This is a genomic window from Streptomyces yongxingensis, from assembly GCF_055597465.1.
The window spans coordinates 8,339,955-8,362,435 of the sequence record NZ_CM145717.1; the positions used below are offsets into that span (position 1 = coordinate 8,339,955).

Genomic DNA, 22,481 nt, shown 5'->3' on the forward strand with positions numbered 1-22,481 from the left:
CCTCGGTGAAGATCCGATGGAGTGATTTTCGGTCCGTGCTGTGGGCCGCGAGTGCCGGGTACCTGACGCGGAGTGAACTACGCTCATAGTGAGCCGAAGGGGCTCGTACGCGCAGGTGGACGGGAGTGGGCCCGTGGCGGAGCAGGCGGTCGACACCGATGGGGAGCCGGCGGCCCCAGGGAAGCGGCAGCCGCCGCCCGCCGCGTCCGCTTCATCCGCTTCGTCCGCTCCCGACCGCCCGTCGGAATCCGCTCCCGGCCGCCCGCCGGAAGATGAGACCTTCTCCTCCGGCACCCCACCGCGGCAACGGCGCTCCGCCGCGGGCGCCAGTGACGGCGGGGTGTGGAGCGGGGCGACCCGGGCCGTGCTGTTCGCGGCGGCCGCCTCGGTGGGGCGGGGGTTCGCCGGGCGGCGGCGGGAGCTGCTCTCGCTGCGGGCCGATATCGAGCGCGCGGGCCTGGACACCCTCGCCGGCCGTAAGGCCGCCCGCAGCCGGGTGTTGCTGATCGCGGGCCGCCCCGGCTGGGGCCGTACGGCGCTGGCCGAGGAACTCGCCCGGCGGCTCGCCGACGACTACCCCGACGGGGTGCTGAGCGCCCGGCTGACCACCTCCGCCGGCGACCCCGTGCCCACCGAGCGCACCGCCCGTGAGCTGCTCGGACGGCTCGGCGTGAGCGCCCCGCCGGGCGCGGACGAGGACGATCTGAGCGAGGCGCTGCGCGAGGCGCTCGACGGCAAGCGGGTGCTGCTGCTGCTCGATGACGTGGCCGGGGCCGAGCAGGTGGACGCGCTGCTGCCCGACGAGCCCGGCTGTTTGGTGGTCGCCGTCTCGCGCGGCCCGCTGACCGGGGTGCCGGATGTGCGGCCGTGCACCGTGGGCGGGCTGGATGTGAGCGCGGCGGTCGGGCTGCTGGCGCAGTACACCGGGCCCACCCGGATCACCTGCGATCCGGTGGCCGCGCAGTCCCTGGTCGAGGAGTGCGCGGGCCAGCCCGCGGCGCTCGTCCTGGTCGGCGGCTGGCTCGCCGCCCGCCCCCAGGCGTCGGTCGCCGACGCCCTGGCCCGGCTGCGCGAACTGCCGCCGGACGAGGGCGACCTCGATCACGGCGCCCGCCCGCTGATCCGCGCCTTCCGGCTGGCCTACGCCGCGCTGCCGTCCGCCGCCGCCCGGATGCTGCGGCTGCTGGTGCTGGCGCCCGGCGGATCGGCCGACGCCCAGATCGCCTCCGCGCTGGCCGGCTGCTCGGTGGCGGACGGCGAGGCGGCGCTGGAGGGCTTCGCCGCGTACGGGATGCTGCGCCCGCGCGGCACGGGCCGCTACCTGGTGCCCGGCTGTCTCGATCCGCTGCTGCGGGAGCGGCTGGCTGCCGAGGAGCGCCCGGCGGAGGTGGAGCTGGCGCGGGCGCGGATGCTGGAGCGTGCCGTACGGCAGCTGCACGCCTGCCGGCTGGCCGCCGAGCCCGCCGGTTCGCCGGGTCGGAAGAAGCTGGCCGGGATGCCGAAGCCGCTGCGGTTTTCGTCGTCGGCGGAGGCGGCCGGCTGGCTGGAGGAGCGGCTGCCCACGCTGATCGAGGCCGCCCGGATGGCCGTGGAGACCGGTCAGCTCGACACCCTGGCACGGCGGTTGGTGGCCGCGCTGACCCACGCCCTGACCGCCCACCGGGGCTTCGAGGGCGCGGCGGTGGAGCTGTACGGGCTGCATCAGCTGGTGCTGGACGTGGCCCGGCGCCGCGATCTGCCGGTGGAGCGGGCGGCCGCGCTGCTGAACCTCGGCGATCTGGACGGCGGTGCGGGCCGGGTGGACAAGGCCCTCGCCCGCTACAAGAGCGCCCTGGAGGCCGCTCGCGCCTCGGGCGATCCGTATACAACCGGCCGTGCGCTGGAGTCGATCGGCGGCACCTACCAGGCGCTGGAGGACTGGCACCGGGCGGCCGACTGGTACGGACGCGCCCTGGAGCTGCGGCTGAGCCGCCGCGACACGCCCGCGGCGGCCCGGCTGTACGCACGGCTCGGCACGGTCCACGGCTACGCCGGGCGGTGGGGCGAGGCGCTGCGCGACTGGCGCGCCGCCGCGGCCGCCTGCCGCCGGGCGGGCGACCGGCCGGGGTACGCCCGGGCGCTCAGCGGCACCGCGGAGGCCCAGGAGCGCTCGGGACGGCCGAGGGAGGCGCTGCGCACCTGGGCGGAGACCGCCGCGGCCGCTCGGACCTGCGGTGACACCGGACTGCACGCCGAGCTGGCGCGCCATGCGGCGGACGCGGTGGATCGGCTCGGCGGGGACCCCGCGGTGGCGCGGTCGCTGCGACGCACCGCCCGGAGGATCGAGGCGGGCGAGGCGGAGGACACCGGTCCGTCACCTCAGAGTGGGGACTGAAACGCTGCCGACCTACGAAATCAGTAGTGGTCTCCCAAAAGATTGATGCATTGCAAGGCTAGACAGCGCGACGTCCTTCATTAGACTGGCTGTACCGCGATTGTTGCGGTCGTCTCCGGCATGCGGACGCGCGTTCCGGTTTGCCTGTCTATGGTCGATGGTGTGTCGGCCCGTGGCGGGCTGTGGCGATATGTTCCTTTCCCCCATTCAAGGACCGTGATCGACGTGAAGGTCGGTATCCCCCGCGAGGTCAAGAACAACGAGTTCCGCGTGGCCATCACCCCCGCCGGTGTGCACGAGCTGGTCCGAGGCGGCCATGAGGTCGTCATCGAGCGGAGTGCGGGCCTCGGCTCGTCCATCACGGACGAGGAGTACACCGCCGCCGGTGCGCACGTCCTCGGCACCGCCGACGAGGTCTGGGCCACCGCCGACCTGCTGCTGAAGGTCAAGGAGCCCATCGCGGAGGAGTACCACCGGCTGCGCAAGGACCAGACGCTCTTCACCTATCTGCACCTGGCCGCCTCCCGGGCCTGCACCGACGCGCTTCTGGAGTCCGGCACCACCGCCATCGCCTACGAGACCGTCGAGACCGCGAACCGCGCCCTGCCGCTGCTCGCGCCGATGTCCGAGGTCGCGGGCCGGATCGCGCCGCAGGTCGGCGCGTACCACCTGATGCGCTCGGCCGGCGGCCGCGGTGTGCTGCCCGGCGGGGTCCCGGGTGTGGCCGCCGGGCGGGCCGTCGTCATCGGCGGTGGCGTCTCCGGGTGGAACGCCGCTCAGATCGCCATCGGCATGGGCTTCCACGTCACCCTTCTCGACAAGGACATCAACAAGCTGCGCGAGGCCGACCGGATCTTCGGCAACCGGGTGCAGACCATCGCCTCCAACGCCTATGAGCTGGAGAAGGCCGTCCTCGACGCCGACCTGGTCATCGGCGCGGTGCTCATCCCGGGCGCCAAGGCGCCCAAGCTGGTCACCAACGAGCTGGTGTCCCGGATGAAGCCGGGAAGTGTCCTTGTCGACATCGCGATCGACCAGGGCGGCTGCTTCGAGGACTCCCGTCCCACCACCCATGCCGAGCCGACCTTCGAGGTCCACAACTCGGTCTTCTACTGCGTGGCCAACATGCCCGGCGCGGTGCCGAACACCTCCACCCACGCGCTCACCAACGCCACGCTCCCGTACATCGTGGAGCTGGCCAACCGCGGCTGGCGGGACGCGCTGCGCCGGGACGCCGCGCTGGCCAAGGGGCTCAACACCCATGAGGGTCAGGTCGTCTACGGCCCGGTCGCCGAGGCCCACGAGCTGCCCGTCGTCGAACTGGCCTCGCTGATCGGCTGAATGACGTCCGGAGTTCACCGGCCCCGGCCGCCGGGGGCCCGTTAACTCCGGTTGCCGGACGGTCAACCCGGACCGTCAACCACATGTCAACATCGGGCATCCGGCCGGGTCTTGTCGAAGGACGAGGCCCGGCCGAAGGTGTGTCCGCTGTGCCCCGTATCGCATGCGGACCACCGTTCGGCCAACTCGCCCTAAATGCAACTATTCAGACGCTTTATGTGGTGGTGAAATCTCCGCGGCGCCGTTCACACGCCCTTGACATCGGGGTGTTCGATTGCCGACACATCGTGCCGTGTCCGGTGGATTGTGTTGCTGCGGACCGCCGACACGCCATAGAGTCGCCAACCGTCGGCATGGTGTCACGCTGACCTATAGAGAAATTTCCTGGTCACCAAGGAGGTAGGACGACTTGTGAATGAGTCGACATTTTCTCCCGGGGGTGGTCAACCAGGATCGGCTGCGCGGGGCCAGGGTCCCTCGGGGCTCGAGGCTGTCGGCTCCGTCGCTGTCCGTACCTTCGCAACCCACCAGAGCCCGACGACAGCCCACCAGAGCCACAGCATGGACGGCCATCACGTGAACGCCATGGCCGGCGACCAGGGGGGCACGGATCCCGCCCGCTTCGCCGACTACGACGACCTCCCCGACGGGCACTTCTACGACCCGGACGCGGAGTACGAGCCAGATCCCGAATACGCGGCCACGCTCGCGCCCGACGCTGCCCGCCAGCGCCGCGAGCGGATCGGCCCCACCGGGCGTCCGCTGCCGTACTTCCCGATCCCCGGGCCGCTGACCGACCACGGTCCCGCGAAGATCATCGCGATGTGCAACCAGAAGGGCGGGGTCGGCAAGACCACCTCCACCATCAACCTGGGCGCGGCCCTGGCCGAATACGGCCGCCGGGTCCTGCTCGTCGACTTCGACCCGCAGGGCGCCCTGTCGGTCGGCCTCGGGGTCAACCCGATGGAGCTCGACCTCACGGTCTACAACCTGCTCATGGAGCGGGGCATGTCGGCCGACGAGGTGCTGCTGAAGACGGCCGTGCCCAACATGGACCTGCTGCCCAGCAATATCGACTTGTCGGCCGCCGAGGTGCAGCTGGTGAGCGAGGTCGCCCGGGAGTCGACCCTCCAGCGCGCGCTCAAGCCGCTGATGGCCGACTACGACTACATCGTCATCGACTGCCAGCCCTCGCTCGGTCTGCTCACCGTCAACGCGCTGACCGCCGCGCACAAGGTGATCGTGCCGCTGGAGTGCGAGTTCTTCGCGCTGCGCGGTGTGGCGTTGCTCACGGAGACGATCGAGAAGGTCCAGGAGCGGCTCAACCCCGACCTGGAGCTGGACGGCATCCTCGCCACGATGTACGACTCGCGTACCGTGCACAGCCGTGAGGTCCTCGCCCGCGTGGTCGAGGCGTTCGACGATCACGTCTACCACACGGTCATCGGCCGTACGGTCCGCTTCCCCGAGACCACGGTCGCGGGTGAGCCGATCACCACGTACGCGTCCAACTCCGTCGGTGCCGCCGCCTATCGCCAGCTCGCCAGGGAGGTGCTCGCCCGGTGTCACGCCGAGTGAGTCTGCCGGGAGCCGACGAACTGTTCCGCACCACGGGAGGGATGGGCCTCCAGTCCTCCTCTCCCGCCGCCGGGCGCCGCCAGGCGAACGGCGAGGGCCCTCGGGTGCCCCCGCCCGCCGCCGATCCCGACGCGGGCGCCGAGCCGCGCGAAGGGCAGGAGCAGCGCGCGGACGGTGAGCAGTCCGGCTCGGGCGAACACACGGGACGGGAGGCGGCCTCCCAGGACGCGATCGGCGAGCGCCGCCCCTCCACCGGGGACCGGTCCAAGGGCCGCCAGGCCCAGGGCGGTTCGGCCGCGGCCGAGCAGAACGGCCCGGCCCGCCGCCGCGCCCGTACGGCGAACCGCAGGCCCAGCGGGCGCGAGCGCCACGACGAGAAGATCACGGTCTACGTCTCCGCCGAGGAGCTGATGGACCTCGAGCACGCGCGTCTGGTGCTCCGCGGCGAGCATGGGCTCGCCGTCGACCGCGGCCGGATCGTCCGCGAGGCGGTCGCGGTCGTCCTCGCCGACCTCGAGTCGCGCGGCGACGCGAGCATCCTGGTGCGCCGCCTCCGCGGCCGTTGACCGGGCCGGGCGATAGCCTGCCCGGTCGTACGGGCTGCCCCGCCCGGCCCTGAGCACCCTGGACCGCGATGCCGACGAACGACACCCCCACCCCGCCGCCCCGCCCCTCCCGCCGGACCCTCGGCCGGGGCCCCGGCACGGCGTCGGCCGCGACGGGTCCGGACCGGTCCACCGCGCCCACGCGGGATCGCGACGCGCCGCCCCCCGCCTCGGAGGCCCCGGCCCCGCGGCCGGACACCACCGAACCGGACACCACCGAAGAGGAGCGCCTCGCACCGGGCAGCGAGCCCGTCCCGCGCACGGCGGCGGAGGCCGCCGCTGCGACGGCGACGGCCGAGCCCACCTCGCCTCCGGCGGCCGGAGAGCGGCTGGACGGCGCCCAGGCGGCGCCCGAGGCCACCGCTGGACCGTCCGCCTCGCCCGGGGCGCGTGAGGCCGCCTCGGAGGAACTCACGGCGCCGGACGCCGAGCCCGAGCCGTCCCCGGCGACGGCCGGGGCCGCTGCCCCGGACGCGCGGCGGGGCGCGGGCGGTGGGCGCGGCCGTAAGGGGGCGTCGGCGGACGAGCCGGAGCCGGTGCACGCGCGGGCCACCCTCGATGTGGTGGCCCCCGCGGGCGGGCACGGCGGTGAGGCGGCCGGTGCGGCGGCCAACGAGGCTGATACGGGTGACGGGACCGAGGCGACTAGCGGGGCCGGTGCCGGCGGTGGGACCGAGGCGGGTGACGGGGCCGCGGCGAGCGGTGGGGGCGGTCAGGGCGAGGGGCCGGCCGAGGACGGTGGCAATCGCTTCACCGTGCGGCTGGACAACTTCGAGGGGCCCTTCGACCTCCTCCTCCAACTGATCTCCAAGCACAAACTGGACGTCACCGAAGTGGCCCTCTCCAAGGTCACCGACGAGTTCATGGCCCATATCCGCGCCATGGGGCCGGACTGGGACCTCGACCAGACCACCGAGTTCCTCGTCGTCGCGGCGACCCTGCTGGACCTCAAGGCGGCCCGGCTGCTGCCCGCCGCCGAGGTCGAGGACGAGGCGGACCTGGCGCTGCTGGAGGCCCGCGATCTGCTCTTCGCCCGGCTGCTCCAGTACCGCGCGTACAAGCAGATCGCGGACATCTTCAACGACCGGCTGACCGCCGAGGCCGCCCGGCACCCCCGTACCGTCGGCCTGGAGCCGCACCACGCCGAGCTGCTCCCCGACGTCGTCATCAGCATCGGTCCCGAGGGCTTCGCCAGGCTGGCCGTCAAGGCGATGCAGCCCAAGCCCAAGCCGCAGGTCTACGTCGACCACATCCACACCCCGCTGGTCAGCGTCCGGGAGCAGGCCGAGGTGGTGGTCGCGCGGCTGCGGGAGCTGGGGGAGGCCACCTTCGCCGCGCTCACCGAGGACGCTCCCGACGTCCTTACGGTCGTCGCGCGCTTCCTGGCGCTCCTGGAGCTCTACCGCGAGCGCGCGGTCCTCCTGGACCAGCCGGAGGCGCTCGGGTCGCTCATGGTCCGCTGGACGGGCGAGGCGGGTCAGCGGCCACTGGTCACCGACGAGTTCGACCAGGAGGCCAAGCCCCGTAAGGAGCCCGAGAAGGAGAAGGAGGAGGTAGCGAGTTGAGCGAGCAGCCGACACCCGCCGGGCTCTCCGAGGTCGCCGAGCTGGACCTCAAGCCCGCCCTGGAGGCCGTCCTCATGGTCGTCGACGAGCCCGCCACCGAGGAGCACCTCGCCAAGGTCCTCCAGCGGCCGCGCCGCGCCGTCGCGGACGCGCTGCGCGAGCTGGCCGACGAGTACGCGACGCAGGGCCGGGGCTTCGAGCTGCGGCTGGTCGCGGGCGGCTGGCGCTACTACACGCGCCCGGCCTACGCCGCCGCCGTCGAGGGGTTCGTCCTGGACGGCCAGCAGGCCCGGCTCACCCAGGCCGCTTTGGAAACCCTCGCGGTGGTCGCGTACCGTCAGCCGGTCAGCCGTTCCCGCGTCTCGGCCGTCCGCGGCGTCAACTGCGATGGCGTGATGCGGACCCTCCTCCAGCGGGGCCTGGTCGAGGAGGCGGGCATGGAACCCGAAACAGGTGCGATCCTGTACAGGACGACGAACTACTTCCTGGAGCGGATGGGCCTGCGGGGGCTGGACGAGCTCCCGGAGCTCGCGCCGTTCCTCCCCGAGGCGGACGCGGTCGAGGGCGAGTCCCAGGAGGGCGTGCCGTCGTTCGATCCGGACGCCATCGACGCCGATGACGCGCAGGACGACACAGAACGCACGACGACGTAGCACACCGAGCCGACAGCGGCCACTCTCAGACGGAAACTTGATGCGAAGCAGCGGCAGGAACAGCAGGGGCAGCGGTAGCGGCGGCAAGAACTACCGGGGCGCGGGGAACCGGCGCGACGAGCAGCAGCAGCGCGCCGGCCGCCCCCGCCCCGAAGAGCGCCGCTACGACGTGGGCGGCGGTCCCAAGGCGGGTCCCAAGGGGGGCCCCAAGGGCTCCCAGGGCGGCCCCAAGGGCTCCCAGGGCTCCCAGGGCGGCCCCAGGACGGGCTCCCAGGGCGGCGGCCCCAAGGGCGGCGGTCCCAAGGGCGGTGGCGGCGGCCGTGGCCGCAAGCCGGGCCCGGCCCGTCCGCGCGAGTACGAGGCGCAGATAGAGGAGCGCAACCGCGCCCGCCACGACAAGCCGCGGGTCAAGCTGCCCAAGACGTTCGGCGAGCCGGAGGGTGAGCGGCTCCAGAAGGTCCTCGCCCGCGCCGGCATGGGCTCGCGCCGCGCCTGTGAGGACCTGATCGACCAGGCCCGGGTCGAGGTCAACGGCAAGATCGTGACCGAGCAGGGGCTGCGCGTCGACCCCGAGAAGGACGAGATCAAGGTCGACGGGCTGACCGTGGCCACGCAGTCGTACCTCTTCTTCGCGCTGAACAAGCCCGCCGGTGTCGTCTCCACCATGGAGGACCCCGACGGCCGCCAGTGCCTGGGCGACTACGTGACCAACCGCGAGACCCGGCTCTTCCACGTCGGCCGCCTCGACACCGAGACCGAGGGCATCATCCTGCTCACCAACCACGGCGAGCTGGCCCACCGCCTCACCCACCCCCGCTACGGCGTGCGGAAGACCTATCTCGCCGCCATCCAGGGCCCGCTCCCGCGCGACCTGGGCAAGCAGCTCAAGAACGGTATCCAGTTGGAGGACGGCTACGCCCGCGCCGACCACTTCCGGGTGGTGCAGAACACCGGCAAGAACTATCTGGTCGAGGTGAGCCTGCACGAGGGCCGCAAGCACATCGTGCGGCGGATGCTCGCCGAGGCCGGCTTCCCGGTCGACAAGCTGGTGCGGACGGCCTTCGGCCCGATCGCGCTCGGCGACCAGAAGTCCGGCTGGCTGCGCCGGCTGACCAACACCGAGGTCGGCATGCTCATGCGCGAGGTCGACCTCTGACCGTGGCCGTGGATCGCTGACGGCCCCGGCCGTCAGCGGGCCGCCGCGTCGTCCGTGGCCGTCGCGTCTCGCCCAGCGGTCGCCCCGGGAGCCTGTCGGACCCGCTCGTTACGCTGATCGGGAGCGTGGCCGAATGACGCGGCCGCGCCCGACGCACGACAGGCACAGCGCGCACAGGGGAGCGAGACGTGGCGGTACGAGCGGTCCGCGGGGCCGTCCAGCTGGACCGGGACGAGCCGGAGCACATGCGTGAGCAGGTCTCCGCGTTGCTGACCGCCATCCTGGAGCGGAACGCCCTCGACCCCGACGACCTGATCAGCGTGTGGTTCACGGCCACCCCCGATCTGCACAGCGACTTCCCGGCGGTCGCCGCCCGCAAGCTGGGCATCACCGACGTACCGCTGATCTGCGCCCAGGAGCTGGACATACAAGGGGCCATGCCGCGCGTCGTCCGCATCCTGGCGCATGTCGAGACCTCCCTGTCCAAGTCCGACGTCGCCCATGTCTACCTCGGCGCCGCCGCTTCCCTCCGCAAGGACATCGCCCAATGAGAACCGCCCTCGTCATCGGCACCGGCCTGATCGGCACCTCCGCCGCGCTGGCCCTGGCCGGCCGTGGCGTCCAGGTGCACCTCTCCGACCACGACGCGGCCCAGGCGCGCACCGCCGAGGCGCGCGGCGCCGGGACGCAAGGGCAGCCCGAGGGGCCCGTGGACCTGGCGATCGTCGCCGTGCCCCCGGCGTACGTGGCGGCGACGGTGGCCGATGTGCTGCGCCGCGGGCTGGCCCGCGGCGTCCTGGACGTCGCGAGCGTCAAGGGCGGCCCGCGCCGTGAGCTGGAGGCCCTCGGCTGCGATCTGACCCGCTACATCGGCACGCACCCGATGGCGGGCCGGGAGCGCTCAGGGCCGCTGGCCGCCACCGCCGACCTCTTCGAGGGGCGGCCCTGGGTGCTCACACCCACCGGCGGCACCGACACCGAGGTGCTCAACCTCGCGCTCGAGCTGGTCGCGCTGTGCCGGGCGGTGCCCGTGGTGATGGAGGACGAGGCCCACGACCGGGCGGTGGCGCTCGTCTCGCACACCCCCCACCTGCTGTCCAGCATGGTCGCCGCGCGGCTCCAGGACGCCGATGAGACGGCGGTGCGGCTGTGCGGGCAGGGCATCCGCGACGTCACCCGGATCGCGGCCTCCGACCCCGCCATGTGGATCGACATCCTCTCCGCCAACCCCGGCCCGGTGGCCGATGTGCTCGCCGCCGTCGCCGCCGATCTCGACGAGACGGTACGGGCGCTGCGCGCGCTCCAGTCCGCCGACGAGGCCAAGCGCGGCGACGGCGCGGCCGGGATCGAGGACGTGCTGCGCCGGGGCAACGCCGGACGCGAGCGGGTGCCGGGCAAGCACGGCGCGGCCTCTGCCGTCTATGAGACCGTGACGGTGCTCATCGGCGACCAGCCGGGCGAGCTGGCCCGGATCTTCGCCGACGCGGGCCGGGCGGGTGTCAACATCGAGGACGTCCGGATCGAGCACGCCACCGGGCAGCAGGCCGGTCTGATCCAGCTGGTGGTCGAGCCCTCGGTGGCCCCGGGGCTCACCCAGGCCCTGCGGGAGCGGGGATGGTCCATCCGGCAGTAGCGGCGGAGCGGACCGCCCACCGCCCACGACCCCGGGGCTGGGGCCGGGGCCCAGCGGTGCGTAGCCGCCCGGAGGAAGCCAGTAACCTTGTCCGAGGCTCACATGGCCCGTTCAACTCAGCCCCGTGCACACGAAAGGTGTCTGTCACCGTGGAAACCGCCGCCCGGACCGCCCCGGCAGCAGTGATTGTCGCGATCGACGGGCCCGCAGGCACGGGCAAGTCCAGTACCTCGAAGGCCGTCGCCGCCAAGCTGGGCCTGGGCTACCTGGACACCGGCGCCCAGTACCGGGCGATCACCTGGTGGATGGTGGCCAACGGCATCGACGTCGAGGACGCCGTGGCCGTGGCCGACGCCGCGGGCAAGCCCGCCATCGTCTCCGGCACCGACCCGGCCAACCCGACGATCACCGTCGACGGCACCGACGTCTCCGGGCCGATCCGCACCCAGGAGGTCACCTCGCGGGTCAGCGCGGTCAGCGCGGTGCCCGAGGTGCGGGCCGTGATCACCGAGCTCCAGCGGACCATCGCCGCCGAGGCGCCGCGCGGCATCGTGGTCGAGGGCCGCGACATCGGCACCACGGTCCTCCCGGACGCCGACCTCAAGATCTTCCTGACCGCCTCCCCGGAGGTCCGGGCGGCCCGCCGCAGCGGTGAGCTGAAGGGCAAGGAGGCCGCCGACCTGGCCGCCACCCAGGCCGCGCTGGCCAAGCGGGACGCCCTGGACTCCGGCCGCAAGACCTCGCCGCTGGCCAAGGCGGACGACGCGGTCGAGGTGGACACCTCCGAGCTCACCCTCGACCAGGTCATCGAGTGCGTGGTCACTCTCGTCGAGGAGAAGCGGACGGCCGCGTGAGCGCCACCGACGGGACCTTGCCCAGCCCCTCCGGGGCCGCCGTGGCGCGCCGGATCGGCATCGGTCTGATGTACGGGCTGTGGCGGCCGCGGGTGCTGGGCGCGTGGCGGATCCCGTCCGCCGGGCCCGTCATCCTCGCGGGGAACCACTCCCACAACATCGACGGCCCGATGCTGATCGGGACGTCGCCGCGGCCGGTGCACTTCCTGGTCAAGAAGGAGGCGTTCGTCGGCCCGCTGGACCCGTTCCTGCTCGCCCTCGGGCAGCTCAAGGTGGACCGTACGAGCGCCGACCGCGCCGCGATCGGCCAGGCGCTGGGGGTGCTGGAACGCGGCGGGGTGCTCGGGATCTTCCCGGAGGGGACCCGGGGCGACGGCGACTTCGCCTCGCTGCGCTCGGGGCTCGCGTACTTCGCGGTGCGCTCCGGCGCGCCGATCGTGCCGGTGGCGGTGTTCGGCACCGCCACCCCGCGCGACGACGGCCGGTCCAGGGCGCTGCCCCGGCTGCGCAGCAGGGTCGACGTGGTGTTCGGCGACCCGTTCGAGGCGGGGGACGGCAGCGGCAGGCGGACGCGGGCGGCCCTGGACCAGGCCACCGAGCGCATCCAGAAGCGGCTGGCCACGCATCTGGATACCGCCAGGCGGCTCACCGGCCGCCCGGAACAGACATAGACCCGCGAGCCCCCAGGGGCGGTGCGCGGTACTGAGGGACGACGAGGAAATCTTCATGAACGACCAGATCCACAGCGGCGGCGACGAGCACGGGGAGCTTGGCGACGCCGAGTACGCGGAGTTCATGGAGCTCGCCGCGCAAGAGGGCTTCGACCCGGCGGAGGTCGAGGGCGACCTGGCCGCGGCGGGGCATGGCCCGCTGCCGGTGCTGGCCGTCGTCGGCCGCCCCAACGTCGGCAAGTCCACCCTGGTGAACCGCATCCTCGGCCGCCGGGAGGCGGTCGTGGAGGACCGCCCCGGCGTCACCCGCGACCGGGTGACCTACGAGGCCGAGTGGTCCGGCCGCCGCTTCAAGGTGGTCGACACCGGCGGCTGGGAGCAGGACGTGCTCGGCATCGACGCGTCCGTGGCCGCCCAGGCCGAGTTCGCGATCGAGGCCGCCGACGCGGTGGTCTTCGTCGTGGACGCCACGGTGGGCGCCACCGACACCGACGAGGCCGTGGTCAAGCTGCTGCGCCGGGCCGGAAAGCCCGTGGTGCTGTGCGCCAACAAGGTCGACGGGCCCAGCGGCGAGGCCGATGCCGCGATGCTGTGGTCGCTCGGCCTCGGCGAGCCGTACGCGGTCTCCGCGCTGCACGGCCGCGGCACCGGCGACATGCTCGACGCGGTCCTGGAGGCGCTGCCCGAGGCCCCGGCCCAGACCTTCGGGGCCACGCTCGGCGGACCGCGCCGGATCGCCCTGATCGGCCGCCCGAACGTGGGCAAGTCCTCGCTGCTCAACAAGGTCGCGGGAGAGGAGCGGGTGGTCGTCAACGAGATGGCGGGCACCACCCGCGACCCGGTCGACGAGATGATCGAACTCGGCGGCATCACCTGGAAGTTCGTCGACACCGCCGGTATCCGCCGCCGGGTCCACCTCCAGGAGGGCGCCGACTACTACGCCTCGCTGCGCACCGCGGCCGCCGTGGAGAAGGCGGAGGTCGCGGTGGTACTGATCGACGCGAGCGAGTCCATCAGCGTCCAGGACCAGCGGATCCTCTCGATGGCCGTCGAGGCCGGGCGCGCGCTCGTCATCGCGTACAACAAGTGGGACACCCTGGACGAGGAGCGCCGCTACTACCTCGAGCGCGAGATCGAGACCGAGCTGGGGCAGATCCAGTGGGCGCCGCGGGTCAATGTCTCGGCCCGCACCGGCCGCCACATGGAGAAGCTGGTCCCGGCGATCGAGACGGCGCTGGCCGGCTGGGAGACCCGCGTCCCGACCGGGCGGCTCAACTCCTTCCTCGGCGAGATCGTCGCCTCCCATCCGCATCCGATCCGGGGCGGCAAGCAGCCGCGGATCCTCTTCGGGACGCAGGCCGGGACCCGGCCGCCGCGGTTCGTGCTCTTCGCCTCGGGCTTCCTGGAGGCGGGCTACCGCCGCTTCATCGAGCGGCGGCTGCGCGAGGAGTTCGGCTTCGAGGGGACGCCGCTGCAGATCTCGGTGCGGGTGCGCGAGAAGCGCGGCCGTAAGAAGTAGCGGCGGGAAGAAGTAGCGGCGGCGCGGTCGCGGGACGCAACGGCGGCGCCGTCGCCAGACGGAGCGGCGGCCGCGCCGGGGGGCTCGCGCCGCGGACTCGCCGTCCGGCGGGGCGGGTCGGCTGAGTTCGCCGCGCTCAGCGGCGGGTCGGGTTCCGGCCCGCCGGACGCGCGCGACGGCACTCGCGTCAGTACGTGTGCCCCCGCTCCTCGCCGCGGCCGGGCGGGAGCGCGGGGACATAGCCGCGGTAGTACAGCTCGTCGGTGTGCCAGGAGCCGCCGTGCCCGTCCGGGCGGCCGTAGCCGCTGACGAGGCCCCGGGGCTGGCCGATGGCGGCGAACGCCACGAACTCCATGTTCTCCTCGTCCGAGCGGTCACCGGGCAGCGCCCGGAACAGCCTGCGGTACTCCGCGTACAACGCGTCGTAGATCGGTGTGGCGGAGTGGCGCCAGGGATCGTGCGCTGCCTCCAGCGCGGGGCGCATGGCCGGAATGCAGCCGTATGAGGGGGAACGGTAGGAGAGGTCGTATGCGTGCACGTATGTGCCAACGACCCGGCCGCCCGTCGGATGCGGCATCGGTGGCGAATGGGCTGCCCACCAAGGGTCGGTGAGGTCCGGGGGGAGGTCCGGGACGGCGGCGGCCATGGCGGTCATGTGCCCGCGAGCGGCATCGACGCGCCGACCAGGGCGCCGCGTGCGGCGGCCCGGTCCAGCGCCGCGCGCAGTTGGTCCTCGCGCGGCTGGGTGCCGATCGTGCCCGCGGCCGCGGCGTAGACCAGCACCTTCTGGGAACGGCCGACGGCGCTGCGCCAGCCCTCGCTGAGCGGCATCGGGCTGTGCGCCTGCCACCAGGCCACCGGGCGGCCGCCGCCCGGCGCCGGCATCAGCACCGCGTGCAGCCGTCCCATGGCCAGCAGCACCGACCAGCCGGGGTTGGGCGCGGGCGGCCGGCCCAGATCGACCACCGGGGCGAACCCCTGCTCGCTGAGGAGCTGCAGGAATTCGTCGCCATGGCTGATCGAACCGGGGCGGAAGATCGGCGCGGTCGGCTCCACCACCAGCGCCGCGCACGCCTCCTGACCGACCAGCACCACCCCGCTGGTCACACCGAGCACCGCCTGCTGCGGCACCGGCGCGTGGCCGGACGGGGCCGGGGTGTCGCCGGACGGGGCCGGGGCGTGCGACACGGCGACGGACGACACCGGAGACGGGACCGGGGCGGGCGATGGGGCAGGGGCCGGGGGCGGGGCCGCCGGGCCGGGAAAGTACGACGTGGAGGCATGCGACGCGGCCGGCACCGGCGGCGCGTACGACGCCTCGGCGGTCGGTGGCGCGGTGTCCTCACCCGTGATGGACCGCACCGCACCGCGCAATTGGTCTTCCGAGACCGGGACGACCTGGGAGGGCACGCAGGTGGCGTGCGCGAAGGCCAGCACCGCCGTCTCCTGCCCCACGAAGAGCACGGTGCTGGTCCGCTCCTGCTCGGTGTTGCCGGGGGTGCGGCAGGACGTGCAGTCGTAAGCGCCCGGGGCGTTGTCCCCGGCGAGCAGCCGGTCGGCTTCTTCGTCGCCGATCTCGGCGCGTACGTCATCGCTGACGTCGAGCATGCGCGGCACGGGTGGCTCCTCGGTCTCGGTGGGTGGGCCGGGTGGTTCCCGGCCCATACGTAGACAACGGGCCATGCGGGGCGGGGGTCACGCGCCCGGCCACCCCGCGCTCTGATGCACCGTCGGGCCGAAAAGTTCCCCCGACTCCCTACCGATTTCACATCTGTTGGGGCACAAGAAGGTGATGAAACCCAACCCTGTGCCACTTTTCACCGTCTTACATCGTGGTAGGCGGACGACACACCCGTCCGCGGGGAAGCAGTGGGATACGGGGCCGGATGCACATCTCTTTCCTTATTCACAACGCGTACGGGATCGGCGGGACGATCCGGACCACGTACAACCTCGCCCGCACCCTGGGGGAGCAGCACGATGTGGAGATCGTGTCGGTCTTCCGCCACCGCGACCAGCCGATCTTCGACCCCGGCCCGCAGGTGCGGCTCAGCCATCTCGTGGACCTCCGGAAGAGCAGCCCGTCCTACGACGGCGGCGACCCGGACCACAGCCGCCCGGCGCAGGTCTTCCCCGTGACCGAGGGCCGCTACAAGCAGTACAGCGCGCTCACCGACCGTCGTATCGCGGATCATCTGCGCTCGCTCGAGGCCGATATCGTTGTCGGAACCCGGCCCGGGCTCAATGTCCACATCGCCCGGGAGGCCCGCCGCGGTCCGGTACGGGTCGGCCAGGAGCATCTGACGCTCAGCACCCACTCCAAGGGACTGAAGCGGGCCCTGCGCGCCGTCTACCCCCGGCTGGACGCGGTGACCACCGTGACCGAGGCCGACGCCCGGACCTACCGCGGCCAGATGCGGCTGCCCGGCGTGCGGGTCGAGGCGGTCCCCAACAGCGTGCCCGCGCCCGGTCTGGAGCCCGCCGACGGCACCGGCAAGTGGGTGGTCGCGGCCGGCCGACTGGCCCCGGTGAAACGCTACGACCTGCTGATACGCGCCTTCGCGAAGGTCAGCGAGGCCCGCCCCGACTGGCGGCTGCGGATCTACGGTGGCGGCGCCCAGCATGCCAAGCTGCGTGCCCTCATCGACCAGCTCGGCCTCTACAACAACGTCTTCCTGATGGGCCCGGCCAATCCGCTCGACCCCGAGTGGGCCAAGGGCTCCATAGCCGCCGTCACCTCCAGCCTGGAGTCGTTCGGCATGACCATCGTGGAGGCCATGCGCTGCGGCCTTCCCGTGGTGTCCACCGACTGCCCGCACGGGCCCGCGGAGATCATCGACAACGGTGTGGACGGCCGTCTCGTCCCCACCGGCGACACCGACGCCATCGCCGCCGCGCTGCTCGACCTCATCAACAACGACGAGCTGCGCCAGCAGATGGGGCAGGCGGCGCTGAAGGACTCGGCCCGCTTCGACCCCTCGCGGGTGGCCGGGCGCTACGAGACGCTGTTCTCCGAGCTGATCGGCCGCAGCGGCCTGCGGGGCTCCCTGCACCGCGCCCGTGGCTCCCTGATCGGTGGCGCGTTCGCCGCCAAGGACTCCCTGCGGAAGGTGCGTGTCGCATGAGTGCACCAGCACAGGCAACGCAGCACGTCGAGGAGGACAGAATGAGTGAGGCCGCCGAGGCCGCCCCCGCCCGTGCCGACTGCGTGGCGGACTCCGCCGGTGGGCTCACCTTCCACATCGCCGACTGGGCCCGCCCCGGCCCGGGCGGCCACGACGACTGGAGCGGGGCGCTGGTGCTGTTCCGCAGGGGCGGGAGGGACGCCCCCGACGGGGAGGTGCGGCTGCCGCTTGGCCCCACCGCGGACGGCCGGCTCCAGGCCGCCCTGCCCAGCACCGTCGCCCTGCCCGAGGGCCGCTGGGACGTCCATGTGGCCTACCGGGACGCCGAGCCGCGGCGGCTCGCCCCGGGACTGAACGATCTGCGCTCGCTCGTGGACCGCCGCCCCGGGCCGAGCACCTCCCCGCTGTCCGTCCGCATCCCGTACGCCACCAAGCACGGCAATCTCTCGCTGCGCAGCTGGCGGCGGGCGCCCCACGCCGAGGCCGGGGAGATCCGGCTGGAGGACGACACGATGGAGGTGCGGGGGCGGCTCTACCGCGTCGCGTACCCGTCCGAGTGGCTGGCCGACGCGGTGGTCGAGGCCCGCTGCCGCGGGGGTGAGGCCCCGGTGCGGACGGCACCGCTGGAGGTGGAGGGTTCGGACTTCTCCTTCACGCTCTCCTACGCCGAGCTCGCGCGGACCTGGGACGGCGGTGCGGACGTCTGGGACCTGTGGCTGCGCCCCGCGGACCAGACCATGGCCCCGGCGCGGCTCGCCCGGATCCTGGACGATGTCGCGGACAAGAAGGAGATCTTCACCTATCCGCCGCGCACGGTGGCCGGTCCGCGCGGGGAGGCACTCGCCCGGCCGTACTACACCCGGGACAACGATCTCGCGGTGCGGATCGAGGCGCTCGTCTGAGCCCGGGATCCTGAGGGAGAACCGAGGACAGCCTTGAGGACGAAGGCCGTCCTCGATCGGTGGCAGACTCGGCCGCATGCTGGAGACCTCGGCCCGACTGCTCCGCCTGCTCTCCCTGCTGCAGGCCCACCGCGAATGGTCCGGCGCTGACCTCGCCGACCGGCTCGGGGTCACCCCGCGCACCGTGCGCCGCGATGTCGACCGGCTGCGCGAGCTCGGCTATCCGGTGCACTCCGCGCCGGGCACCGGCGGCGGCTATCAGCTCGGCGCGGGTGCCCAGCTGCCGCCGCTGCTGCTGGACGACGAGGAGGCGGTGGCGGTGGCGGTGCGGCTGCGCCAGGCGACGGGCGGCGGGGTCGAGGGCATCGAGGAGACCTCGGTGCGGGCCCTCGCCAAGCTGGAGCAGGTGCTGCCGGACCGGCTGCGCCGCCGGGTGGGCGCGCTGACCGCCTTCACCGTGCCGCTGTCGGGCTGGAGCGGCGGCCCCGGGGTGGACCCCGGGGTGCTGACCGAGCTGGCCGCCGCTTGCCGGGACTGCCATCAGCTGCGCTTCGAGTACCGCGACCACGGCGGTGCGGTCACCCGCCGCACCGCCGAACCGCACCGGCTGGTCGCCGCACAGCGCCGCTGGTACCTGGTCGCCTGGGATGTGGAACGCGCCGACTGGCGTACGTACCGGGTCGACCGGATCACCCCGACCCCGCCGCACGGCCCCCGCTTCCCCCCGCGCCGCCCGCCCGCCGACGACATCGCCGCCTATGTGGCCCGGGGCATCACCACCTCCGTCTACGCCCAGCGGGCCACCGTGCTGCTGCGGGTGCCCGCCGAGCGGGCGGCCGAGCGCTTCACGGCCACGGTGGGGGTGCTGGAGGCCGTGGACGAGCACAGCTGTCTGCTGCACACCGGCGCCCACAGCCTCGATGTGCTGGTGATGCATATCGGCTTGAGCGGCTTCGACTTCGAGGTGCGCGAGCCGGTGGAGCTGAACGACCACATCCGGGAACTCAGGAATCGGCTGGATCGGGCCCTGGGCTGACCGAGCCCCGCGACGTCGGCCGCTGGTCCTTCTCCTGCGTCAGGCTCGCCACCTCGGGATGGTTCAGATCGAAGGCCGGCGACTCGGAGCGGATCCTGGGCAGCGTGGTGAAGTTGTGCCGGGGCGGGGGACAGGAGGTCGCCCACTCCAGGGAGCGGCCGAACCCCCAGGGGTCGTCGACCTCCACCTTCTCGCCGTACTTGGCCGTCTTCCAGACGTTGTAGAGGAACGGCAGGGTCGACATGCCCAGCAGGAAGGAGCCGATCGTGGAGATGGTGTTGAGCGCGGTGAAGCCGTCCGCCGCCAGATAGTCGGCGTAGCGGCGCGGCATCCCCTCCACGCCCAGCCAGTGCTGCACCAGGAAGGTGGTGTGGAAGCCGGTGAACAGCGTCCAGAAGTGGATCTTGGCGAGCCGCTCCTCCAGCAGTTTCCCGGTGAACTTGGGCCACCAGAAGTAGAACCCGGCGAACATCGCGAAGACGACCGTCCCGAAGACCACGTAGTGGAAGTGGCCCACGACGAAGTAGGTGTCCGTGACATGGAAGTCCAGCGGCGGTGAGGCCAGGATGACGCCGGTGAGCCCCCCGAAGAGGAAGCTCACCAGGAACCCGACCGCCCACAGCATCGGCGCCTCCAGGGACACCGAGCCGCCCAGCATGGTGCCGATCCAGTTGAAGAACTTCACCCCGGTCGGCACCGCGATCAGAAACGACATCAGGGAGAAGAAGGGCAGCAGAACCGATCCGGTGGCGAACATGTGGTGGGCCCAGACGACCATCGACAGCCCGGTGATGGCCATGGTCGCGCCGATCAGCGTCACATAGCCGAAGATCGGCTTGCGTGAGAAGACCGGGATGATCTCGCTGATGATGCCGAAGAACGGCAGCGCGATGATGTAGACCTCGGGATGGCCGAAGAACCAGAAGAGGTGCTGCCACAGCAGCGGCCCGCCGTACCGGGGATCGAAGACCACCGCCCCGAACCGCCGGTCCGCCTCCAGCGCCAGCAGCGCCGCCGCCAGCACCGGGAACGCCATCAGGATCATGATCGAGGTGAAGAGGGTGTTCCAGGTGAAGATCGGCATCCGGAACATCGTCATGCCCGGCGCGCGCATCGCCATGATGGTGGTCAGGAAGTTCACCGCGCCCAGGATCGTCCCGAAGCCCGCCAGCGCCAGCCCCATGATCCACATATCGGCCCCGATACCGGGGGAGCGGATCGGGCTGTTGAGCGGGGCGTAGGCGGTCCAGCCGAAGTCCGCGGCGCCCCCCGGCACCAGCAGACCGGCCACCACGATCAGCCCGCCGAACAGGTACAGCCAGTACGACAGCATGTTGAGGCGCGGGAAGGCCACATCGGGCGCGCCGATCTGGAGCGGCATGATCTCGTTGGCGAACCCCGCGAACGCCGGGGTCGCGAACAGCAGCAGCATGATCGTGCCATGCAGGGTGAACGCCTGGTTGAACTCCTCCTGCGAGACGATCTGGAGGCCCGGACGGGCCAGCTCGGCGCGCATCACCAGCGCCAGCACGCCGCCGACCAGGAAGAAGCCGAACGACGAGATCAGATACAGATGCCCGATCTTCTTGTGGTCGGTGGTGGTGAGCCAGTCCACCAGCACGCTGCCCTGCCGCGTCTCCCGTACCGGACCGGCGGCCCGCGCGGTCTCTGTCGCCATCGGGACTCCTCCGTGTCCTGGGCGGGTATCGCCATGATCACCCGGTGGGCGCCGTGATCCGGGGAGCTGCCCCGAGCGTCACTCCCTCGGGGGCAGCAGCGGACCGAGTGGCCCAAGGTCCAGATTGAGATCGGAGGGCGCGATGCCGTAGCGGTCGCAGAGCGTGCCCATCCGGTCCTCCAGGAGCATCAGCGTCAGCCCGATCCGCTCCTCCTGGTCCTCCGTCAGATCGCCCTGGTCCACCCGGCGCAGCGCCTGCCGCTCCATGAGCTGGCGCAGCAGCTCCACGACGGTGAGCACCAGCTTCATCAGATCGCGCTCGACGGTGTCCTGGTCCAGCTCCAGCTTGCGGCTCACGGTTCCTCCCAGGGGGACGGCACATTGGCGTTGACCGAGCTGATGAGCGCGCGCAGATCGATGCGGACCAGATCGACGTCGGCGATCCGCAGGGTCAGATCACCGGTGATCACCACGCCGCCCGCCAGCAGCCGGTCCAACACGTCCACCAGGGCGATCTGCTGATGGGCCAGGGGACTCCCGGGGGCCATCGTCATCCGTCCGCCCCCGCGCTCTCGGTCTCCCCTTCCGCGCCCGAGGTCTCGTCCATGGCGGTGAAGGAGTACGGCGCCCAGGGGCCGGTCAGCTCCACCCGCAGCGCGGGCGTCCGCCCGGCCAGCTCGCCGACCCGCTCGGCGAAGTCGGCGCCGTCCTCGCGCCGCACCAGATACGCGGCGTTCAGCACATTGCGGTCGGAGATCCCCGACAGCTTGGGGTCCTGCGGCGGATGCAGCCGGGACTGCTCGGCCAGCCCGCTGAGGGTGTCGTGCACCAGCCGCGCGCCCTCCTCCGTATCGCCCCAGCGCCGCTCGGCGGCCTGCCGCTGGGCCTTGCGGCGGCGCAGATAGTCGCGGCCGGACATGGCGCCAGGGGAGTTCGGGGCGCTCGGGGCGGCCGCGGCGTGCGCGGTCCTGGCGGCCGCCTGCTCGGCGGCGGGCTGTGTGGCATACGCCTTGACGCCCCATTCGACCCGGCCCTCCAGCCGGTCCAGCGCCGAGGCGAACCGCTCCCGGCCGGTGGCGAGCATCCGCCGCAGCCCCTCGTCGCCGTGGCACACGGTGGCCAGCCGGACCGGTATGACACAGGACTCGGCACCGGCGGTGTCGACCACCCGCTGATGGGACCGGGCCACCTTCTCCAGCCAGGCCATGTCCTCCAGCCGCTCCCGCAGCGGGCCCTCGTCGAAATCCTCGGCCGGTACGGCGCCCGCCAGCACGGCGAGCCCCAGATGGCGCACGGCGTACACCGATTCGCCCGCGACGCCGGTCACCCCCTCCAGAGCGGTGAGGGCGTCCAGGTCGGCCTCCGGCGCACCGGTGTCGCGCACGACCGCGTAGGCGTACCGCAGTCCGTCGGTCATTCGGTGGTCTCCCGGTTCTCCCCGCTGGTCACCTCGGCGTCCTCGCGGCCGCTCCGACTGGTGACCTCGGCGCTCTCCCGGTGGGTGACCTCGGCCTTCTCGCCGCCGTCCACCCCGGTACGGGCGCGTGAGGAGAGCGAGGGGTCGTGCTCCCACCAGTCGATGCCCATCTCCTTCGCCTTGTCGACCGAGGCCACGATCAGCCGCAGCTTGATCGTGAGAAGTTCGATGTCGAGCAGATTGATGCGGATATCGCCCGCGATCACCACGCCCTTGTCGAGCACCCGCTCCAGGATGTCGGCGAGGTTCGCCCCGCCCTCACCCCGCCCGGCCAGCCCGTACGACCCCGAGGAGCCGAGCGACGACGCCGGTGA

General features: G+C 72.6%; 22 protein-coding genes. 15 read left to right on the top strand and 7 right to left on the bottom strand.

Annotation, left to right across the window (positions count from 1 at the left end):
• Positions 1 to 133: 133 nt before the first annotated feature.
• The 12 genes from ACZ6TD_RS35815 to der all read left to right on the top strand — a co-directional run bounded on the left by ACZ6TD_RS35815 (position 134) and on the right by der (position 13,949).
• A complete protein-coding gene (locus ACZ6TD_RS35815; protein WP_471344765.1) occupies positions 134 to 2,374 on the top strand; it encodes a tetratricopeptide repeat protein in 2,241 nt (746 codons plus the stop codon).
• Between the two features lie 225 nt (positions 2,375 to 2,599).
• Complete coding sequence (ald, locus tag ACZ6TD_RS35820) at positions 2,600 to 3,715, top strand: alanine dehydrogenase (RefSeq protein WP_471358343.1); 1,116 nt, start codon at positions 2,600 to 2,602, stop codon at positions 3,713 to 3,715.
• Positions 3,716 to 4,276: 561 nt separating this feature from the next.
• Positions 4,277 to 5,293 carry a ParA family protein gene (locus ACZ6TD_RS35825; RefSeq protein ID WP_020872375.1) on the top strand — a complete coding sequence of 339 codons (1,017 nt, stop codon included), beginning with the start codon at positions 4,277 to 4,279 and terminating at the stop codon, positions 5,291 to 5,293.
• Positions 5,278 to 5,859: a hypothetical protein gene (locus ACZ6TD_RS35830; protein WP_471344766.1), complete on the top strand. Its 582-nt coding sequence runs from the start codon at positions 5,278 to 5,280 to the stop codon at positions 5,857 to 5,859. The genes ACZ6TD_RS35825 and ACZ6TD_RS35830 overlap by 16 nt, the downstream gene beginning before the upstream one ends.
• A gap of 68 nt (positions 5,860 to 5,927) precedes the next feature.
• Entirely contained in the window at positions 5,928 to 7,463 is a 1,536-nt protein-coding gene (locus tag ACZ6TD_RS35835) for a segregation and condensation protein A (RefSeq protein WP_471344768.1), read from the top strand.
• On the top strand, positions 7,460 to 8,116 hold the full coding sequence (gene scpB, locus ACZ6TD_RS35840) for an SMC-Scp complex subunit ScpB (RefSeq protein ID WP_471344770.1): 657 nt from the start codon (positions 7,460 to 7,462) through the stop codon (positions 8,114 to 8,116). The genes ACZ6TD_RS35835 and scpB overlap by 4 nt, the downstream gene beginning before the upstream one ends.
• A 40-nt stretch (positions 8,117 to 8,156) precedes the next feature.
• The gene (locus tag ACZ6TD_RS35845) at positions 8,157 to 9,272 is read left to right on the top strand and encodes a pseudouridine synthase (RefSeq protein ID WP_471344772.1); all 1,116 of its coding nucleotides are present in this window, start codon (positions 8,157 to 8,159) and stop codon (positions 9,270 to 9,272) included.
• Between the two features lie 188 nt (positions 9,273 to 9,460).
• Complete coding sequence (gene aroH, locus ACZ6TD_RS35850; RefSeq protein WP_470006285.1) at positions 9,461 to 9,823, top strand: chorismate mutase; 363 nt, start codon at positions 9,461 to 9,463, stop codon at positions 9,821 to 9,823.
• A complete protein-coding gene (locus tag ACZ6TD_RS35855; protein ID WP_471344774.1) occupies positions 9,820 to 10,905 on the top strand; it encodes a prephenate dehydrogenase in 1,086 nt (361 codons plus the stop codon). Before aroH ends, ACZ6TD_RS35855 begins: the two co-directional genes overlap by 4 nt.
• Before the next feature lie 149 nt (positions 10,906 to 11,054).
• On the top strand, positions 11,055 to 11,759 hold the full coding sequence (cmk, locus tag ACZ6TD_RS35860) for a (d)CMP kinase (RefSeq protein ID WP_471344776.1): 705 nt from the start codon (positions 11,055 to 11,057) through the stop codon (positions 11,757 to 11,759).
• Positions 11,717 to 12,430, top strand: coding sequence for a lysophospholipid acyltransferase family protein (locus tag ACZ6TD_RS35865; protein WP_471344778.1), 714 nt, complete (start codon positions 11,717 to 11,719; stop codon positions 12,428 to 12,430). The genes cmk and ACZ6TD_RS35865 overlap by 43 nt, the downstream gene beginning before the upstream one ends.
• Positions 12,431 to 12,485: 55 nt before the next feature.
• Positions 12,486 to 13,949 (top strand): ribosome biogenesis GTPase Der, encoded by a 1,464-nt coding sequence (der, locus tag ACZ6TD_RS35870; protein WP_471344780.1) that lies wholly within the window; start codon positions 12,486 to 12,488, stop codon positions 13,947 to 13,949.
• Between the two features lie 187 nt (positions 13,950 to 14,136).
• Here der and ACZ6TD_RS35875 read toward each other — a convergent pair whose 3' ends face one another.
• Positions 14,137 to 14,433: a hypothetical protein gene (locus ACZ6TD_RS35875; RefSeq protein WP_471344782.1), complete on the bottom strand. Its 297-nt coding sequence runs from the start codon at positions 14,431 to 14,433 to the stop codon at positions 14,137 to 14,139.
• Positions 14,434 to 14,600: 167 nt separating this feature from the next.
• Positions 14,601 to 15,566 (bottom strand): hypothetical protein, encoded by a 966-nt coding sequence (locus ACZ6TD_RS35880; RefSeq protein ID WP_471344784.1) that lies wholly within the window; start codon positions 15,564 to 15,566, stop codon positions 14,601 to 14,603.
• 269 nt (positions 15,567 to 15,835) lie between these two features.
• On the opposite strand from ACZ6TD_RS35880, the gene ACZ6TD_RS35885 reads away from it, so the two are divergent.
• From ACZ6TD_RS35885 to ACZ6TD_RS35895, 3 genes are all read left to right on the top strand, one after another.
• A complete protein-coding gene (locus ACZ6TD_RS35885) occupies positions 15,836 to 17,074 on the top strand; it encodes a glycosyltransferase family 4 protein (protein WP_471344785.1) in 1,239 nt (412 codons plus the stop codon).
• Between the two features lie 41 nt (positions 17,075 to 17,115).
• Positions 17,116 to 17,976, top strand: a complete 861-nt coding sequence (locus ACZ6TD_RS35890; RefSeq protein ID WP_471358346.1) for a hypothetical protein — start codon at positions 17,116 to 17,118, stop codon at positions 17,974 to 17,976.
• 76 nt (positions 17,977 to 18,052) lie between these two features.
• Positions 18,053 to 19,012: a helix-turn-helix transcriptional regulator gene (locus ACZ6TD_RS35895; RefSeq protein ID WP_471344786.1), complete on the top strand. Its 960-nt coding sequence runs from the start codon at positions 18,053 to 18,055 to the stop codon at positions 19,010 to 19,012.
• On the opposite strand, the gene ctaD is transcribed toward ACZ6TD_RS35895, so the two are convergent.
• From ctaD to ACZ6TD_RS35920, 5 genes are all read right to left on the bottom strand, one after another.
• Positions 18,981 to 20,690: an aa3-type cytochrome oxidase subunit I gene (gene ctaD / locus ACZ6TD_RS35900; protein ID WP_471344788.1), complete on the bottom strand. Its 1,710-nt coding sequence runs from the start codon at positions 20,688 to 20,690 to the stop codon at positions 18,981 to 18,983. The two genes, ACZ6TD_RS35895 and ctaD, sit on opposite strands and share 32 nt — an antisense overlap.
• A gap of 78 nt (positions 20,691 to 20,768) precedes the next feature.
• Positions 20,769 to 20,999, bottom strand: a complete 231-nt coding sequence (locus ACZ6TD_RS35905; protein WP_233361791.1) for a gas vesicle protein K — start codon at positions 20,997 to 20,999, stop codon at positions 20,769 to 20,771.
• A gap of 44 nt (positions 21,000 to 21,043) precedes the next feature.
• Positions 21,044 to 21,244, bottom strand: a complete 201-nt coding sequence (locus tag ACZ6TD_RS35910; RefSeq protein ID WP_471344790.1) for a gas vesicle protein — start codon at positions 21,242 to 21,244, stop codon at positions 21,044 to 21,046.
• The gene (locus ACZ6TD_RS35915) at positions 21,241 to 22,107 is read right to left on the bottom strand and encodes a GvpL/GvpF family gas vesicle protein (RefSeq protein ID WP_471344791.1); all 867 of its coding nucleotides are present in this window, start codon (positions 22,105 to 22,107) and stop codon (positions 21,241 to 21,243) included. The genes ACZ6TD_RS35910 and ACZ6TD_RS35915 overlap by 4 nt, the downstream gene beginning before the upstream one ends.
• Complete coding sequence (locus ACZ6TD_RS35920) at positions 22,104 to 22,442, bottom strand: gas vesicle protein (protein WP_471358349.1); 339 nt, start codon at positions 22,440 to 22,442, stop codon at positions 22,104 to 22,106. Before ACZ6TD_RS35920 ends, ACZ6TD_RS35915 begins: the two co-directional genes overlap by 4 nt.
• Positions 22,443 to 22,481: the final 39 nt, after the last annotated feature.

Coding starts and splice junctions, on each gene's coding strand:
- ACZ6TD_RS35825 (WP_020872375.1), top strand. CDS start 4,277: ATGGACGGCCATCACGTGAACGCCATGGCCGGCGACCAGGGGGGCACG.
- ACZ6TD_RS35835 (WP_471344768.1), top strand. CDS start 5,928: ATGCCGACGAACGACACCCCCACCCCGCCGCCCCGCCCCTCCCGCCGG.
- ACZ6TD_RS35845 (WP_471344772.1), top strand. CDS start 8,157: ATGCGAAGCAGCGGCAGGAACAGCAGGGGCAGCGGTAGCGGCGGCAAG.
- ACZ6TD_RS35855 (WP_471344774.1), top strand. CDS start 9,820: ATGAGAACCGCCCTCGTCATCGGCACCGGCCTGATCGGCACCTCCGCC.
- der (WP_471344780.1), top strand. CDS start 12,486: ATGAACGACCAGATCCACAGCGGCGGCGACGAGCACGGGGAGCTTGGC.
- ACZ6TD_RS35875 (WP_471344782.1), bottom strand. CDS start 14,433: ATGCGCCCCGCGCTGGAGGCAGCGCACGATCCCTGGCGCCACTCCGCC.
- ACZ6TD_RS35885 (WP_471344785.1), top strand. CDS start 15,836: ATGCACATCTCTTTCCTTATTCACAACGCGTACGGGATCGGCGGGACG.
- ACZ6TD_RS35890 (WP_471358346.1), top strand. CDS start 17,116: ATGAGTGAGGCCGCCGAGGCCGCCCCCGCCCGTGCCGACTGCGTGGCG.
- ACZ6TD_RS35895 (WP_471344786.1), top strand. CDS start 18,053: ATGCTGGAGACCTCGGCCCGACTGCTCCGCCTGCTCTCCCTGCTGCAG.
- ctaD (WP_471344788.1), bottom strand. CDS start 20,690: ATGGCGACAGAGACCGCGCGGGCCGCCGGTCCGGTACGGGAGACGCGG.
- ACZ6TD_RS35905 (WP_233361791.1), bottom strand. CDS start 20,999: ATGAAGCTGGTGCTCACCGTCGTGGAGCTGCTGCGCCAGCTCATGGAG.
- ACZ6TD_RS35910 (WP_471344790.1), bottom strand. CDS start 21,244: ATGACGATGGCCCCCGGGAGTCCCCTGGCCCATCAGCAGATCGCCCTG.
- ACZ6TD_RS35915 (WP_471344791.1), bottom strand. CDS start 22,107: ATGACCGACGGACTGCGGTACGCCTACGCGGTCGTGCGCGACACCGGT.